The 16447-nt window shown below is 61.6% G+C and carries 14 protein-coding genes and 1 tRNA gene; 13 read left to right on the forward strand and 2 right to left on the reverse strand.

All coding sequences use genetic code 11. The annotated features are described in order from the left end of the window. Positions 1-24: 24 nt before the first annotated feature. Entirely contained in the window at positions 25-1086 is a 1062-nt protein-coding gene (gene queG / locus ACOCLD_RS05500) for a tRNA epoxyqueuosine(34) reductase QueG (RefSeq protein ID WP_422911151.1), read from the reverse strand. Between the two features lie 60 nt (positions 1087-1146). Between queG and ACOCLD_RS05505 the strand changes: the two genes are divergently transcribed. The 13 genes from ACOCLD_RS05505 to ACOCLD_RS05565 all read left to right on the forward strand — a co-directional run bounded on the left by ACOCLD_RS05505 (position 1147) and on the right by ACOCLD_RS05565 (position 16181). Then, positions 1147-2646 (forward strand): NAD(P)H-hydrate dehydratase, encoded by a 1500-nt coding sequence (locus tag ACOCLD_RS05505; RefSeq protein ID WP_422911152.1) that lies wholly within the window; start codon positions 1147-1149, stop codon positions 2644-2646. After that, positions 2634-3101, forward strand: a complete 468-nt coding sequence (tsaE, locus tag ACOCLD_RS05510; protein ID WP_422911153.1) for a tRNA (adenosine(37)-N6)-threonylcarbamoyltransferase complex ATPase subunit type 1 TsaE — start codon at positions 2634-2636, stop codon at positions 3099-3101. The genes ACOCLD_RS05505 and tsaE overlap by 13 nt, the downstream gene beginning before the upstream one ends. A gap of 7 nt (positions 3102-3108) precedes the next feature. Further along, complete coding sequence (locus ACOCLD_RS05515) at positions 3109-4539, forward strand: N-acetylmuramoyl-L-alanine amidase (RefSeq protein ID WP_422911154.1); 1431 nt, start codon at positions 3109-3111, stop codon at positions 4537-4539. Then, on the forward strand, positions 4536-6413 hold the full coding sequence (gene mutL, locus ACOCLD_RS05520; RefSeq protein WP_422911155.1) for a DNA mismatch repair endonuclease MutL: 1878 nt from the start codon (positions 4536-4538) through the stop codon (positions 6411-6413). The genes ACOCLD_RS05515 and mutL overlap by 4 nt, the downstream gene beginning before the upstream one ends. Before the next feature lie 29 nt (positions 6414-6442). After that, positions 6443-7420, forward strand: a complete 978-nt coding sequence (miaA, locus tag ACOCLD_RS05525; RefSeq protein WP_422911156.1) for a tRNA (adenosine(37)-N6)-dimethylallyltransferase MiaA — start codon at positions 6443-6445, stop codon at positions 7418-7420. A gap of 102 nt (positions 7421-7522) precedes the next feature. Next, a complete protein-coding gene (gene hfq / locus ACOCLD_RS05530; RefSeq protein WP_090249679.1) occupies positions 7523-7783 on the forward strand; it encodes an RNA chaperone Hfq in 261 nt (86 codons plus the stop codon). Positions 7784-7797: 14 nt separating this feature from the next. Beyond that, positions 7798-9099 (forward strand): ribosome rescue GTPase HflX, encoded by a 1302-nt coding sequence (gene hflX / locus ACOCLD_RS05535; RefSeq protein ID WP_422911157.1) that lies wholly within the window; start codon positions 7798-7800, stop codon positions 9097-9099. 96 nt (positions 9100-9195) lie between these two features. Then, complete coding sequence (gene hflK, locus ACOCLD_RS05540; protein WP_422911158.1) at positions 9196-10356, forward strand: FtsH protease activity modulator HflK; 1161 nt, start codon at positions 9196-9198, stop codon at positions 10354-10356. Further along, positions 10356-11225: a protease modulator HflC gene (gene hflC / locus ACOCLD_RS05545; RefSeq protein WP_257776923.1), complete on the forward strand. Its 870-nt coding sequence runs from the start codon at positions 10356-10358 to the stop codon at positions 11223-11225. Before hflK ends, hflC begins: the two co-directional genes overlap by 1 nt. Positions 11226-11325: 100 nt before the next feature. Beyond that, a complete protein-coding gene (locus tag ACOCLD_RS05550; RefSeq protein ID WP_160016276.1) occupies positions 11326-11511 on the forward strand; it encodes a DUF2065 domain-containing protein in 186 nt (61 codons plus the stop codon). Positions 11512-11548: 37 nt separating this feature from the next. After that, the gene (locus ACOCLD_RS05555; protein ID WP_422911159.1) at positions 11549-12736 is read left to right on the forward strand and encodes an ATP phosphoribosyltransferase regulatory subunit; all 1188 of its coding nucleotides are present in this window, start codon (positions 11549-11551) and stop codon (positions 12734-12736) included. A gap of 64 nt (positions 12737-12800) precedes the next feature. Next, positions 12801-14096 (forward strand): adenylosuccinate synthase, encoded by a 1296-nt coding sequence (locus tag ACOCLD_RS05560; protein WP_257776925.1) that lies wholly within the window; start codon positions 12801-12803, stop codon positions 14094-14096. Positions 14097-14246: 150 nt separating this feature from the next. Then, complete coding sequence (locus ACOCLD_RS05565; RefSeq protein WP_422911160.1) at positions 14247-16181, forward strand: methyl-accepting chemotaxis protein; 1935 nt, start codon at positions 14247-14249, stop codon at positions 16179-16181. Between the two features lie 99 nt (positions 16182-16280). Here the strand turns inward: ACOCLD_RS05565 and ACOCLD_RS05570 are convergent. Continuing rightward, a tRNA-Leu gene (locus tag ACOCLD_RS05570) sits at positions 16281-16367 on the reverse strand. Positions 16368-16447: the final 80 nt, after the last annotated feature.

The following is a 16447-nucleotide window of genomic DNA, read 5'->3' on the forward strand; positions in this document are numbered from 1 at the left end:
GTGGGCTTTTTTATATGTGTCTGGTTACAGGCCGTGACGCGCCAGCGCCCACTCGACGTGCTCGCGAACCAGCTCAGAAGGATGCTCGCGGCGGGCCTTGAGCGCTTCCAGCACCGGGATGCTGGACGGCGCATTGCCCAGGCCAACGGCCAGGTTACGCAGCCAGCGCTCGTAACCGGCACGGCGCAGCGGCGAGCCTTCGGTGCGGCTGAGAAATTCTTCCTCGCTCCAGCAAAACAGCTCGGCCAGCTCGGCATTGTCCAGGCTGTGGCGCGGTTGGAAATCGCCCTGTGTGCTGGGTTTGGCAAAGCGGTTCCACGGACAGACCATCTGACAGTCATCGCAACCAAATACCCGGTTGCCGATGGGGGCGCGCAGATCAACTGGGATCGAGCCCTTGAGTTCGATGGTCAGGTAGGAAATGCAGCGCCGCGCGTCCAGCACATAGGGCCCGACAAAGGCGGCGGTCGGGCAGATGTCCATGCAGGCTGTGCAGCGCCCGCAGTGCTCCGTGGCATGCGGCTCATCCACTGGCAGTGGCAGATCGACAAACAGCTCGCCGAGGAAGAAGTAGCTGCCGGCCTTGCGGTTGAGCACCAGGGTGTTCTTGCCGATCCAGCCGAGCCCGGCCTGTTCGGCGATAGCCTTCTCCAGCACGGGCGCACTGTCGACAAAGGCGCGGTAGCCGAACGGGCCAATCTGCTGCTGGATGCGCTCGGCCAGTTGCTGCAAACGCTTGCGGATCAGCTTGTGGTAATCGCGGCCCAGCGCATAGCGCGACACATAGGCCTTCTCCGGTTGGGCGAGGCGCTGCGCCATTTGCGTGTCGCCTGGTAGGTAGTCCATACGCAGTGACACCACACGCAGGGTGCCGGGCACCAGCTCGTCCGGGTGGGAGCGTTTGCTGCCGTGGGCGGCCATATAGTCCATCTCACCCTGATAGCCGGCATCCAGCCAGCGTTGCAGGTGTGCTTCGTGCTCGCCCAGTTGCACATCGGCAATCCCGACCTGCTGAAAGCCCAGCTCACGGCCCCAGTCTTTGATCGACTGGGCGAGGGCGGCAAGGTCAAGGGTGTCAGTCTTCATATGAGGGCGGGTAACCGGAGCGCAGGTGGGTATAATTCTGCCAGACATCGGAGCCGACGCATGCTGCAATCGCCTGACAATCTTCCTCTGCCGCTGTACAGCGCTGCCCAGGTGCGCGAGCTGGATGCGCGGCTGATCGCTGCTGGCACACCGGGTTTCGAGTTGATGAGTCGCGCCGCGCATGCCATTTGGCGTGCTTTGCGCCGGCGCTGGCCGGCTGCGGGCGTGCTGACGGTGCTGGCTGGGCGCGGTAATAACGCCGGTGACGGCTATCTCGTGGCCGCATTGGCGCTGCGAGCGGGCTGGCGGGTGCAGGTGCTGGCAGTCGGCGATGCTGCGCAGTTGCAGGGCGATGCCGCCCTTGCCCGCGATCAGGCGCTGGCCGCTGGTGTGCCGGTGCAGCCCTGGAGCGAATGCGCCGAATTGCAGGGCGTGGTGCTCGATGTCCTGCTTGGCACAGGCTTGCAGGGCGCCGTGCGTGAACCCTATGTCCAGGCCATTCGCCTGCTCAATGCCAGCGGTCTGCCGGTGCTGGCGGTGGATATCCCGTCCGGGCTCTGCGCGGATACCGGTCAGGCTTTGGGGGTTGCCGTGCACGCACAGCTGACGGTCACCCTGATCGGCCTCAAGCTGGGCCTGTTTACCGGGCAGTCGGCGGATTACCGCGGTGAGCTGCAGTTTGACGATCTCCAGGCTGATGTGACGCTGGTCGCTGCTCAAGAATTTACCGCCCAGCGCCTGGCGCAAGACCGCTTGCCGCACTTGCCGGCGCGTTCGCACGGTGTGCACAAGGGGCAGTTGGGTCATGTGCTGGTGGTGGGCGGGGATCGTGGCTTTGCCGGGGCCGGCCTGTTGGCGGCGCAAAGTGCTTTGCGCGCCGGTGCCGGGCTGGTCAGCCTGGCGACCCGTGGTGAGCATTTGTCTGCAGCGCAGGCGCGCTTGCCCGAGGTAATGAGCGCCTGCGTGGCCTCGGCCAATCAGCTGCTGGCGCTGGGTGCGAATGCCAGCGTCTGGGTGGTCGGGCCGGGGTTGGGCCAGGGCGCCTGGGGGCGCAGTCTGCTGTCGGCGGCTGCGGCCAGCCAGACTGCGCAGGTGTGGGATGCCGATGCGTTGAACCTGTTGGCACAAGCTGTAGTCCAGTTGCCTGCAGCAGCGGTGCTCACCCCACATCCTGGCGAGGCGGCGCGCTTGCTGGGCATCAGCACGGCCGAGGTGCAGGCTGATCGCCCAGCAGCGGCGCGGGCTTTGGCCCAGCGTTATCAGGCGGTATGTGTTCTGAAAGGCGCTGGCAGCCTGATTGCCGCGCCGGATGGCGGCTTGTGGTTGTGTGATCGCGGCCATCCCGTCATGGCCGGTGCCGGATTGGGCGATGTGTTGGCCGGTTTGATCGGTGCGCTGCTGGCGCAGGGGCTGCCGGCGCTGGAGGCGGCCCAGTTGGCGGTCTACCTGCATGCCTGCGCGGGTGAGCAGTTGGCGCTGCAGGGCCGTGGCCTGGCGGCCAGTGATTTGTGTGCGGTTATTCGTCAATTGTTGCAGGAGCAGTCTGCGTGTCTGAGTTAGAACTGTTTGCCGCCGATGAAGAGGCAATGCTGGCGCTGGGGGCGCGCATCGCCGAGGCGACCGGTGGCGTTGGGGTGATCTATCTGCATGGCGATCTCGGCGCCGGTAAAACCACTTTGTCGCGCGGCATTATCCGTGGACTGGGGCATGTCGGTGCGGTCAAGAGTCCGACCTTTACCCTGGTCGAGCCCTATGAAGTCGGTGCGGCACGGGCCTTTCACTTTGACCTGTACCGTTTGGTCGATCCTGAGGAGCTGGAGTTTCTCGGTATTCGAGACTATTTCGAGGGCGACGCACTGTGCCTGGTCGAGTGGCCGCAACGCGGTGCAGGCGTTTTGCCAAAGGCTGACCTGGACATTACCATTAGCCCGCATGGGGCCGGCCGGGCGCTGCATCTGCGGGCGCAAGGCGAACGCGGCACCGCCTGGTGCGCCACGTTGGCCGTCGGGGCATGAATTTATTATGGGGTTGGCTATGCGCATAGGCGCGCGTTTCATCGCAATTGGAGTGGCATTGGTGGCGCTGGTCGCCGATGTAATGGCCGCTTCGGATGTGCGCAGTGTCCGCCTGTGGCGTGCGCCGGATAACACGCGCCTGGTGTTTGACCTGTCCGGCCCGGTGCAGCACAGCGTGTTCCTGCTGTCAGCGCCAAACCGTATCGTCATTGATGTCAGTGGCGCCAAGCTGGCCACCAACTTCGACCAACTGACCCTGAGCAACACGCCAATCACCGGCGTGCGCTCGGCGCAGCGCACCCCGAATGACCTGCGCGTGGTGATTGACCTTTCCGCAGCGGTCACGCCGAAGAGCTTTACCCTGGCGCCCAATCAGCAGTACGGCCATCGCTTGGTGGTCGATCTGTTTGACCAGGAAAGTGGCGCTGCGCCCAGCCTGCCGGCCACCACGGTGACCACGGCGCCTCAAGTGCCGGTTACGCCGACTCAGGCTCCGCCGAAGCTGACCCCAGTGCCCAACGGCAAGCGCGATATCGTGATTGCCATCGACGCCGGGCACGGCGGTGAAGACCCTGGCGCACTGTCGCCGGTCAAAGGCCAGTATGAAAAGCATGTGACCCTGGCGATTTCCAAGGAACTACAGCGGCAGATCAATGCCGAGAAGGGCTTCCGCGCCGAGTTGGTGCGCACCGGTGACTACTTTATTCCGCTGCGCAAACGCACCGAGATTGCCCGCAAGAAGGGTGCCGACTTGTTTATCTCCATCCATGCTGATGCTGCGCCGCGCGCGGCGGCATTCGGCGCTTCGGTGTATGCCCTGTCGGATCGCGGCGCCACGTCGGAAACCGCACGCTGGCTGGCCGATGCGGAGAACCAGTCGGACCTGATCGGCGGTGCCGGTAACGTCAGCCTGGACGACAAGGACAAGATGCTCGCCGGGGTGTTGCTTGATCTGTCGATGACCGCTTCGCTGTCATCCAGCTTGAACGTCGGCAACAAAGTGCTGGGCAATATGGGCCGGATCACGTCGCTGCATAAGCGACGTGTCGAACAGGCCGGCTTTATGGTGCTGAAATCCCCGGATATTCCATCGATTCTTGTGGAAACCGGGTTTATCTCCAATCCGAACGAAGCCAAGAAGCTTTCAACAGTCAGCCATCAACAGGCGCTGGCGCGCTCGATTGTCACGGGCGTGCGGCAGTTCTTCCATGAAAATCCGCCGCCTGGCACTCACGTGGCCTGGCTGCGTGACAACGGCAAGATTGCCCTCGGTCCGCGCGAGCATGTGGTCAGCTCCGGTGAAAGTCTGGCACTGATCGCTCAACGCTATCAGGTCAGCCTGGGCGCCCTGCGCAATGCCAATGCGCTGAGAAGTGATGTGATCAAGGTCGGCCAGCGCCTGCAGATTCCCGCCACTGCTCTGGCTGCGCAGCCATGAGTGAAGCTGCGCGTATCCAGCTGCTCAGCCCGCGGCTGGCGAACCAGATTGCTGCCGGTGAGGTGGTCGAGCGCCCAGCCTCGGTAATCAAGGAACTGTTGGAAAACAGCCTGGATTCCGGTGCCAAACGCATCGAAGTGGATGTCGAACAGGGCGGAATCAAGCTGCTCAAAGTGCGCGACAACGGCAGTGGCATCTCGCCGGATGACTTGCCGCTGGCGCTGGCCCGCCACGCCACCAGCAAGATCCGCGAGCTGGAAGACCTTGAGCAGGTGATGAGCCTGGGCTTTCGCGGCGAGGCGCTGGCCTCGATCAGCTCCGTCGCTCGCCTGACGTTGACCTCACGCACCGAGGGTGCGGAGCAAGCCTGGCAGGTGGAAACCGAAGGTCGTGATATGCAGCCGCGGGTGCAGCCCGCAGCGCACCCGGTTGGTACCTCGGTGGAAGTGCGCGACCTGTTCTTCAACACCCCGGCGCGGCGCAAGTTTCTGAAGACTGAAAAAACCGAATTCGATCACCTGCAGGAAGTGATCAAACGCCTGGCGCTGGCGCGCTTCGATGTGGCCTTCCACCTGCGCCACAACGGCAAGACCGTACTCGGCCTGCATGAGGCGCCAGATGAGCAGAGCCGCGCGCGGCGCGTGGCCTCGGTGTGCGGCCCGGCGTTTCTCGAGCAGGCGCTGCCCATCGATATCGAGCGCAACGGCCTGCATCTGTGGGGCTGGGTTGGCTTGCCGACCTTCTCGCGCAGCCAGGCGGATCTGCAGTATTTCTATGTGAACGGGCGCATGGTGCGCGACAAACTGGTCGCCCACGCGGTGCGCCAGGCCTACCGCGACGTGCTGTTCAATGGTCGCCATCCGACCTTTGTGCTGTTTCTGGAAATCGATCCTTCGGTGGTCGATGTCAACGTGCACCCGACCAAGCATGAGGTGCGCTTCCGTGATGGCCGCATGGTGCATGACTTCCTCTATGGCACCTTGCACCGCGCGCTGGGTGAGGTGCGCCCGGAGGATCAGCTCGCTGCTCCGGCGGCGCTGACCGAGATGGTGCGTCCCACAGGGCAGGCCGCTGGCGAGTTTGGCCCGCAGGGTGAAATCGGTCTGGCGGCCAGCCTGCTTGAACCTGCGCCGAATGCATCCGTCTGGCGTTCGCCAGGCGCCGGCTATCAGGGCTATCGCCCGGAAACCCCGCTGCCGGCCGCCGAGGCTCAAGGCGCTTATCGTGAATATTTCACCCCGTTGGCCAATACGCCGGCGCCAGCGGCCCTGCCAGATACGCAAGGGGATATTCCGCCGCTGGGTTATGCGATTGCCCAGCTCAAGGGCATCTATATCCTTGCCGAGAACGTTCAGGGCCTGGTGGTGGTGGATATGCATGCCGCCCATGAACGCATCACCTATGAACGGCTCAAGGTGGCCATGGCCAGTGAAGGCCTGCGTGGTCAGCCATTGTTGGTGCCGGAGTCGATTGCGGTGAGTCAGCGTGAAGCGGACTGCGCCGAAGAGCACGCCGAGTGGTTCCAGCGGCTGGGTTTCGAGTTACAGCGTTTGGGCCCGGAAACCCTGGCAATTCGGCAGATTCCGGCATTGCTCAAGCAGGCTGAAGCCACGCGCCTGGTGCAGGATGTGCTGGCGGATCTGCTGGAGTACGGCACCACGGATCGCATTCAGGCGCATCTCAATGAGCTGCTCGGCACCATGGCCTGTCATGGGGCGGTACGCGCCAATCGGCGCCTGACCTTGCCGGAAATGAATGCCCTGTTGCGCGATATGGAACACACCGAACGTAGCGGTCAGTGCAACCATGGTCGTCCGACCTGGACGCAAATGGGCATGGATGACCTGGACAAGCTGTTCCTGCGCGGTCGCTAAGCAGCCGCGTCATTAAGAGAGTTTTGAGCATGTCCGAGCGCCTGCCTCCGGCGATTTTCCTGATGGGGCCAACTGCGGCTGGCAAGACCGATCTGGCTATTGAGCTGGCGCGGGTGCTGCCGTGCGAGTTGATCAGCGTCGATTCTGCGCTGATCTACCGTGATATGGACATCGGCACCGCCAAGCCGGATAAGGCCACGCTGGCCGAGTTTCCGCATCGCCTGATCGATATCCGTGATCCGGCTGAGAGCTACTCGGCAGCCGAGTTTCGGGCCGATGCCCTGGCCGCCATGGCCGAGATCACCGCGCGCGGCCGCATTCCGCTGCTGGTGGGCGGTACCATGTTGTATTTCAAAGCATTGCTCGAAGGCTTGGCGGAAATGCCCGGCGCCGATGCAGCGTTGCGCGCCGAGCTGGAGGCGCGCGCCCAGGCCGAAGGTTGGGAGGTGTTACATGACGAGCTGCGTGCGGTCGATCCGGAGTCGGCGGCGCGTATCCACCCCAATGACCCGCAGCGCCTGATTCGCGCCCTTGAGGTCTATCACGTCAGCGGCGAAAGCATGACCGTTCACCGCCAGCGTCAGGCTGCAGAAAATACTGCGGGTGGCGCATCGGCGGCGCGCCAATTCCCCTATACTGTGGCGCAATTGGCCATTGCCCCGGCACAAAGGCAGCTGTTGCATGAGCGGATTGCCCTGCGATTTCGTTTGATGTTGGAACAGGGGCTGGTTGCCGAGGTCGAACGCCTGCGTCAGCGAAGTGACTTGCACGTTGGTCTGCCGTCTATACGAGCGGTGGGGTATCGTCAGGTCTGGGATTATTTGGACGGCAACCTCAGCGCTGTGCAGATGCAGGAGCGCGGCATTATCGCCACGCGGCAGCTGGCCAAGCGGCAGTTCACCTGGTTACGTGGTTGGCAGCAGGATGTGCATTGGCTCGATAGTGCGGCTTGCGACAATCTGCCGCGTGCCTTGAAATACTTGGCAGCGGTCTCCATATTGACCTGAGACCTTGCCGTTGGCCGTCTACTCTTGGGGGTACGACGGCTTTAAGCCGTTCGTTGGTTTACTAAAAATTATTGAAAATTGATCCTTAAAGGAGTGCGGCACATGTCAAAAGGGCATTCGCTACAAGACCCTTACCTGAATACCTTGCGTAAGGAACGCGTCCCGGTTTCTATTTATTTGGTTAACGGCATCAAGCTGCAAGGCCAGATTGAATCTTTCGACCAGTTCGTGATTTTGCTGAAAAACACTGTCAGCCAGATGGTCTACAAACACGCCATTTCCACTGTGGTGCCGAGCCGTCCGGTGCGTCTGCCGAGCGCAAGCGAAACCGAGCAAGCTGAAGCTGAGCCTGGTAACGCCTGATTTAGGAGGCTGCATTGTTCTTCGAGCGCCATGAAGGTGGAGAGCGGGCCATTCTGGTTCATCTGGACGGCCAAAATTCCGAGGTGCGCGAAGATCCGCAGGAGTTTCAGGAGCTGGCGCTCTCTGCCGGCGCCGAGACTGTCGCGTTTTTCAGCATTCCAAGTAATCGGTTGACCGCCAAGTACCTGATCGGTAGCGGCAAAGTTGAAGAGTTGCGTGATCAGGTCAAGGCCGCTGAGGCTGACCTGGTTATCTTCAACCATGTGCTCACGCCCAGTCAGGAGCGCAACCTTGAGCGCGCTTTCGAGTGTCGGGTGCTGGACCGCACCGGCTTGATCCTCGACATTTTCGCCCAGCGCGCGCGTACCCATGAAGGCAAGTTGCAGGTCGAGCTGGCTCAGCTCGATCACATGAGTACGCGCCTGGTGCGCGGCTGGACTCACCTTGAACGGCAGAAAGGTGGTATCGGTCTGCGCGGCCCGGGTGAGACCCAGCTGGAAACCGACCGCCGTCTGTTGCGCGTGCGGATTCGTCAGATCAAACAGAAGCTGGAAAAGGTGCGCAGCCAGCGCGAACAAGCGCGACGCGGTCGTCAGCGTGCGGATATCCCTTCGGTATCGCTGGTGGGTTACACCAACGCCGGCAAGTCAACGCTGTTCAATGCGCTAACCACCTCGGACGTTTACGCGGCCGATCAGCTATTCGCCACTCTCGATCCTACTCTGCGCCGTTTGGAGCTGGATGATCTGGGGCCGATTGTGCTTGCCGATACCGTGGGCTTTATCCGCCATCTGCCGCACAAGCTGGTCGAAGCGTTCCGGGCGACCCTTGAAGAATCGAGCAACTCCGACCTGCTGTTGCATGTAATCGACTCTCACGAGTCGGAACGTGATCAGCAGATCGAGCAGGTGTTGGCGGTGCTGGGTGAGATCGGTGCCCAGGAGTTGCCGATGCTCGAGGTGTACAACAAGCTCGACCTGCTTGAGGGGGTGGAGCCGCAGATTCAGCGCGATGCCGATGGCAAGCCGCAGAGGGTCTGGCTCTCTGCGCGGGATGGGCGCGGATTGCCGCTGCTGCGTCAGGCGATTGCCGAGCTGTTGGGTGACGACCTGTTTGTCGGTACATTGCAGTTGCCGCAGCGCCTGGGGCGTATGCGTGCGCAGTTCTTCGCTTTGGGCGTGGTGCAGAGCGAGACTTACAGCGAAGATGGCAGCAGTTTGCTGGCAGTGCGATTGCCACGTGTCGAGCTGAACCGGCTGGTAAGTCGCGAAGGGCTTGCACCACAAGAATTTATTGAGCAACACACTTTGCAATAAAGCCTGCACCAGCGACTTTGCCGCTGGTTGCATGCATTCTGTAGCATTGGCGGGCGCGCCGTGGGCGCGTCTTTGCTTTATCAGATGGAGAGCGCTATGGCTTGGAATGAGCCGGGTGGCAACTCGAATAATCAGGATCCGTGGGGTGGCCGCAAGAACGGTGACCGCAAGGGGCCGCCGGATATCGATGAGGCCTTCCGCAAGCTGCAGGAGAGCCTGAATGGGCTGTTCGGTGGTGGCAAAAAACGAGGCAGCGAGACGGGCTCGGGCAATGGCGGCGGCTTCGGCCTGCTGTTCGTGGGCCTGGGGTTGTTGGCTGCGGTCTGGCTGTACAGTGCGATCTATGTCGTTGATGAGCAGGAGCAGGCTGTGGTGCTGCGCTTCGGCAAGTACTACGAGACGGTCGGTCCGGGTCTGAACATCTACTTCCCGCCGATTGATCGCAAGTTTCAGGAAAACGTCACCCGCGAGCGTGCTTACAGCAAGCAGGGGCAGATGTTGACCGAAGACGAGAACATCATCGAAGTGCCGCTGACCGTGCAGTACAAAATCAGCAACCTGCAGGATTTCGTGCTGAACGTCGATCAGCCGGAAATCAGTCTGCAGCATGCCACTGACAGCGCCGTGCGCCACGTGGTTGGCTCCACCGAGATGGATCAGGTGTTGACCGAGGGCCGTGAGTTGATGGCCAGCGAGGTCAAGGATCGCTTGCAGCGCTTCCTTGATAACTATCGCACCGGTATCGCGGTGACCCAGGTGAACATCCAGAGTGCCGCTGCGCCGCGTGAAGTGCAGGAAGCCTTCGACGATGTGATCCGTGCCCGTGAAGACGAGCAGCGCGAGAAGAACCAGGCGGAAACCTATGCCAATGGCGTGGTGCCGGAAGCCCGTGGTCAGGCGCAGCGCCTGATCGAAGACGCCAATGGTTACCGTGATGAAGTGGTTTCCCGCGCCCAGGGTGAGGCGGATCGTTTCACGGCGCTGGTTGCTGAGTACCGCAAGGCGCCGGAAGTGACGCGCGAACGTCTGTACCTGGACACCATGCAGGAACTGATGACCAACACCAGCAAGGTGCTTGTAACCGGCGACAAGGGGCAGAACAACCTGCTTTATCTGCCGCTGGATAAGATGATCGACGGGCGTGCCTCGTCTGCGCCAGGTGCGATTTCCGGTGCGGCTGGCACTGCTGATACCGGCAGTGCGCGCGTGACCATCGATCCGCGTCAGGTTGAGCTGCGTACAAGGGAGAGCCGTTGATGAGCAATAAATCGCTGGTCGCCCTTATTGTTGGCGTGGTGCTGGCGCTGGTCGCCTGGAACAGTTTCTACATCGTCGCGCAGACTGAACGTGCGGTGCTGTTGCAGTTCGGTCGTATTGTCCAGCCGGACGTACAGCCGGGTTTGCATGTGAAGATTCCTTACGTCAACCAGGTGCGCAAGTTTGACGCTCGCCTGCTGACGCTGGACTCCACCAGCTCACGGTTCCTCACTCTGGAAAAGAAAGCGTTGATGGTTGATGCCTTCGCCAAATGGCGGGTGCTGGATGCCGAGCGTTACTACACCGCAACGTCTGGTATGAAGCAGATTGCCGATGAGCGCCTGGCGCGTCGTCTGGAAGCGTCGCTGCGTGACCAGTTCGGTAAGCGCACCCTGCATGAGTCGGTATCGGGTGAGCGTGATGCGCTGATGGCGGATGTGACGGCTTCCCTGAACCGTGCTGCGCAGCGTGAATTGGGCATCGAAGTGGTCGATGTGCGCGTCAAGGCGATTGACCTGCCGAAGGAAGTCAACCGCAGCGTGTTTGATCGCATGAGTTCCGAGCGTGAGCGTGAGGCTCGTGAGCACCGCGCCAAAGGTAAGGAGCTGGCCGAAGGTATTCGCGCCGACGCCGACCGTCAGCGTCGTGTGCTACTGGCTGATGCCTACCGGCAGGCGGAAGAGCTGCGCGGTGAGGGTGATGCCCAGGCTGCGGCAATCTATTCCAAGGCCTACGGTATGGATCAGGAGTTCTATTCGTTCTATCGCAGTCTGCGGGCTTACCGTGAGAGTTTCGCGGATAAGCGTGACGTGCTGGTGCTGGATCCGAAGAGCGACTTCTTCCGCTACCTGGAGCAGTCCAAGCCTTAAGTCATCACCCCGGCGGGCAGCCGCCGGGGTGATCCTTGTGGAAAACGTGGTATGATGCGGCAGCCGGGAAAATCCCGGCTTTTTTGCGTCTGTGGGAAGCATGTGGCAGGAATTAGGCATCGCGTTGTGTCTCGTGTTGGTGCTGGAGGGCATCCTGCCCTTCCTGTGTCCGCGCCATTGGCGTGACACGCTTTTACAACTGACGCAGCTGTCTGACAGGCAGCTGCGTCTGCTGGGGTTGGCCAGCATGCTGCTGGGAACAACCGTTCTTTATTGGCTTCACTGAAGGCTTGTGCCGCCCGGTTCAAGAGGGGAATGGCGAAATGGCAACGGTAGACCGCTGGCTGCTGCCAGATGGCATCGAAGAAGTACTGCCACCATACGCAGGGCGTATTGAAGTGGCGCGCCGCCAGGTGCTGGATCTGTTCCAGCGCTGGGGCTATGAATTTGTGGTCACCCCGCATATTGAGTACCTGGAATCGCTGCTGACTGGCGCGGGCCAGGACCTGGATCTGCGTACTTTCAAGGTGACAGATCCGCTGTCCGGTCGGCAGATGGGCTTTCGCGCCGACATCACGCCGCAAGTGGCGCGCATCGATGCGCATACCCTGCGCCGTGAAGGGCCAAGCCGTCTGTGCTACGCCGGCAGTGTGGTGCATGCCCAGCCGCGTGCGCTGACCACTTCGCGCAGCCCGATTCAGCTTGGTGCTGAGTTGTATGGCGATGCCAGCCCGGCCAGTGATGTGGAAGTGATCAGTCTGTTGGTCAATACCCTTGAGCTGGCAGCGGTGCCGGATGTGCACATGGACCTTGGTCATGTCGGCATCTATCGCGGTTTGGCGCGCGCAGCGCAATTGTCGCGTGAGGTTGAGCAGCAGCTGTTCGACGCTTTGCAGCGCAAAGCCGTCGACGAGGTGGATGAGCTGACCGAAGCGTTGCCGGATGACCTGCGCAAGATGCTGCGCGCGCTCAGCGAATTGTGCGGCGGTCGAGAGGTGCTGGATCTGGCTCAGGCTTGCCTGATCGATGCGCCGGATGATGTGCATGCGGCGCTGGATGATCTGATGGCGATTGCCGATGCGCTGAGCTTGCGCTACCCGGAATTACCGCTGTACTTCGATCTTGGTGAGTTGCGCGGTTATCACTATCACACCGGTGTGGTGTTCGCGGCCTTTGTGCCGGGCGTGGGGTATGCCATTGCTCAGGGCGGCCGCTATGACGACATCGGTGCCGATTTCGGTCGGGCGCGTCCGGCCACTGGTTTCTCCACTGACCTGAAAACCCTGGTAAGCCTGGGGCAGATGCAGTTGGGTGAAGAGCCCGCCGGTATCTGGGCTCCGGATAACCATGATGTGTTGCTGTGGCAGGCGATTACACGCTTGCGCCTCGATGGGCGGCGGGTGGTGCAGGCATTGCCTGGGCAATCCGTCGCTGACGCCGAGGCGGCGGGCTGTGATCGTCAGTTGCTGTTGCGTGATGGCCGCTGGCAGTTGGCTGCACTGACAGCCTGAGCGGTTGAGCAAAAAGTTTCCGTCGGTGCGAGCCGGCATCAAGTTTGCGAAGAGGGTTAGTGTTATGGGTAAGAATGTCGTAGTCCTGGGCACCCAGTGGGGCGATGAGGGCAAAGGCAAGATCGTCGACCTGCTGACCGAACAGGCTGCAGCTGTTGTGCGTTACCAGGGTGGCCACAATGCCGGCCACACTCTGGTGATCGACGGCGAAAAGACCGTTCTGCACCTGATTCCCTCCGGCATCCTGCGCGAAAACGTGCAGTGCCTGATCGGCAACGGCGTGGTGGTTGCGCCCGATGCGCTGATGCGTGAAATCATCAAGCTGGAAGAAAAAGGCGTGCCGGTGCGCGAGCGTCTGCGCATCAGCCCATCCTGCCCGTTGATTCTGTCGTACCACGTAGCCCTGGATCAGGCGCGTGAGAAAGCCCGTGGCGATGCCAAGATCGGCACCACCGGCCGTGGTATCGGCCCCGCGTATGAAGACAAGGTGGCGCGTCGCGGTCTGCGCATTGGTGACCTGTTCCACCGTGAGCGTTTTGCCGCCAAGCTGGGTGAGTTGCTGGATTATCACAACTTCCAGCTGGTTAATTACTACAAAGAGCCGGCCATCGACTTCCAGAAAACCCTGGATGAATGCATGGAATACGCCGAGCTGCTCAAGCCGATGATGAGCGACGTGACTGCTGTACTGCATGACATGCGTCGTGACGGTAAAGACATCATGTTCGAAGGTGCGCAGGGCTCGCTGCTGGACATCGACCACGGCACCTACCCCTACGTCACCAGCTCCAACACCACGGCGGGGGGGATCGCCACCGGTTCCGGTTTTGGCCCGATGTACCTGGACTACATCCTCGGCATCACCAAGGCGTACACCACGCGCGTGGGTTCGGGTCCGTTCCCGACTGAACTGTTCGATGAAACCGGTGCGTTCCTCGCCAAGCGCGGCCATGAGTTTGGTTCGACCACCGGTCGCGCGCGTCGCTGCGGCTGGTTCGATGCGGTGATCCTGCGTCGCGCCATCGAGATCAACAGCATCTCTGGCCTGTGTCTGACCAAGCTGGACGTGCTCGACGGCCTGGAAACCATCCGTATCTGCACGGGCTACAAGGATGCCAACGGCCAGGTGCTGGTCGATGCGCCGACCGACGCCGACAGCTACCTGGGCCTGCAGCCGGTTTACGAGGAAATGCCGGGCTGGAGCGAGTCGACTCTGGGTGCCAAGACCCTGGACGAGCTGCCAGCTGCTGCGCGCGCCTACATCAAGCGTGTGGAAGAGTTGGTCGGTGCACCAATCGACATTATTTCCACTGGCCCGGATCGCAACGAGACCATTGTGTTGCGCCATCCGTTTGCCTGATAGTCACAGGCATGTGCACAGAGGGTCGCCAGTTGGCGGCCCTTTGTCGTTTAAGGGTTCAGTAAAGGCGCTGAGAGAAATATCCGGGCTAGCCTTTATAAATCTGTTCCCCCGCCGTTAAAGGCATTACCGCTGTTAGGAGTGTCTACCGTGTTCGCCATTATTTCTGTATTGCGCAGTCGCCTGTTGTTGCCGGTTTTTCTGGCGCTGGGTGTGGCTCTTCTGGTTCAGGTGGTGGTCGCGGTGGCGCTGACGCGTACCACGGTGGCGACGCTTGAGGCGGACCTGGCCAAGGGTATGCAAAGTGACACGGCACGCCTGGTGGATGAATTGAGTCAGGCGGGTACTGAAGTGCGCGGTGGGTTGGATAGCCTGTCTGCCAGTACCCAGGCGCAGCTCGCCAAGGGGCTTTCCGAGCGCTTGGCGCAGGAGCAGGGGCAGATACGTACGGTGCTTGATAGCAATCTCAAGCATTCGGCTGATGAATTGGCCCAGTTGTTGGCGGCCGTTGCGCCGAAGGCCATCTGGGATGCCGATGTGCCGGCGTTGACCGAGCTGGCGCGTGGGGCGCAACGCAATCCGGCGGTGTTATTCGCTGTGTACTTCGATGCCCAGGGGCAGCGTTTGACGCGCCACCTCAATCGTCAGGATGCGCGAGTGCGTGCACTGATGGCCAAAGGTGAGGGCGATGGTGCGTTGGATAAGGTGCTGCAGGCGGCGGCCAATGATCCGGGGGTGTACATCGCTGAGGCATCGATCAGTCCGATGGGGTCGGATATCGGCAAGGTCAGGCTGGGGATTTCAACTGCGGCTGTGGATGAAGAATTGGCAGCGTTGGATAAGCGTTTTGCCGGGCTGATCGACAGCAGTGGCCAGCTGGTATCCGAGAGCCTGAGTGGGGCTGCCAGTAGCAGTGCCGAGGCTCTTGCGGCGCGCCTTGGTGTGGCGCGGGATACTGCCAGCGGCATGGCGCAAAGCAGTCGCGAGGTGGTACAGAAGGCGGCGGCCGGGCTGCGCTGGAATATCAGTGTCGGTTTGGTGGTGGTAGCACTGCTGATTCTGTTGGTGCTGGCGCTGGTGCTGGGGCAGCGGGTGGTCAGCAAGCTGCATACCCTGATTGCTGTGCTGAATGATTGGGCGGCAGGCGAGGGGGATCTGACCAAGCGTGTCGAGCTGAATAGTCGTGATGAGATTGGTGACATGGCGGCGGCTGTTAATCGTTTCGTGGCCAAGTTGCAGCCGATTGTGCGCGAGGCTGGCGAGGTGGCTTCGCTCACTGGGCAGGAGATCGGCAATCTGGCTTCGCGCAGTGCGGCGGCGGAGGCGGCGGCTGAGCGTCAGCGCGATGAAGTGGCTGGTAGCCTGCAGGCGCTGGCGGAAATGGCGGGTGAAGCCCAGGCGGAGAGTCAGGCCATGCGCGAAGCCCTGCAGCGGGTGGGGGCGATTCGTCAGGCTGCGGATGACAATGCGGCGATTGCCCTGCGTGTGGGGGGCTCGATCGAGGAGCTGGTGCAGCGTGTGGAAACTGGCGCGGCAGTGATTGAGCGGCTGGCCAAGCAGAGTGAGCAGATCGAGGTGGTGCTGACGGTAATCCGTTCGATTGCTGAGCAGACCAACTTGCTGGCGTTGAATGCCGCCATCGAAGCGGCGCGAGCGGGCGAAAGTGGGCGAGGCTTTGCCGTGGTGGCCGATGAGGTGCGGGCGCTGGCGAGCAAGACGCAGCAGTCCACCGGTGATATCCAGACCCATATCGGCGCCCTGCAGCAGGGGGCGCGTGAGGCGGTCGATGCAATCAGTCAGGCTGGTAAGCAGGCTGATCAGGGCTTGGCCGCGTTGCGCGAGAGTGCGCGGGTGCAGCAATCGGTGCGTGCGGCGGTCGAGGAAGTGCATGGCGCAATCAACGCGGCGACCGAGGCGGCGGCCCATCAGGCTGAGGGTGCCGATGCGGTGCGTGGTCGGGTAGAGGTGATTCACGTCGAGGCGCAGCGTGCAGCCGAGGCTGTGGCCGCAACGGCTAACAGTGGGCGTGTGCTGGATGGCCTGGCGAAGAAGCTTAAAGCCAGTCTGGGTCAGTTCCGCGTTTAACGGTTGGTGGCTGGCGGAGTAGACAGTTCTCCGCCAGCAGGTGCCTGATCAAATCGCAGGCAATAAAAAACCGAGCACTTGGCTCGGTTTTTTGAAATTTGGTGCCCAGGAGAAGACTCGAACTTCCACGACCTTGCGATCACTGATACCTGAAACCAGCGCGTCTACCAATTCCGCCACCTGGGCACTGCAGCAATGTTCACCGTTACCGGTACGGAGCGTTGCATCCGTTTATTTGCGAAGTGGTTTATCAGATCACTTCACGA

The sequence above is a fragment of the Pseudomonas cimarronensis genome, from assembly GCF_049331905.1.
GTDB lineage: Bacteria > Pseudomonadota > Gammaproteobacteria > Pseudomonadales > Pseudomonadaceae > Aquipseudomonas.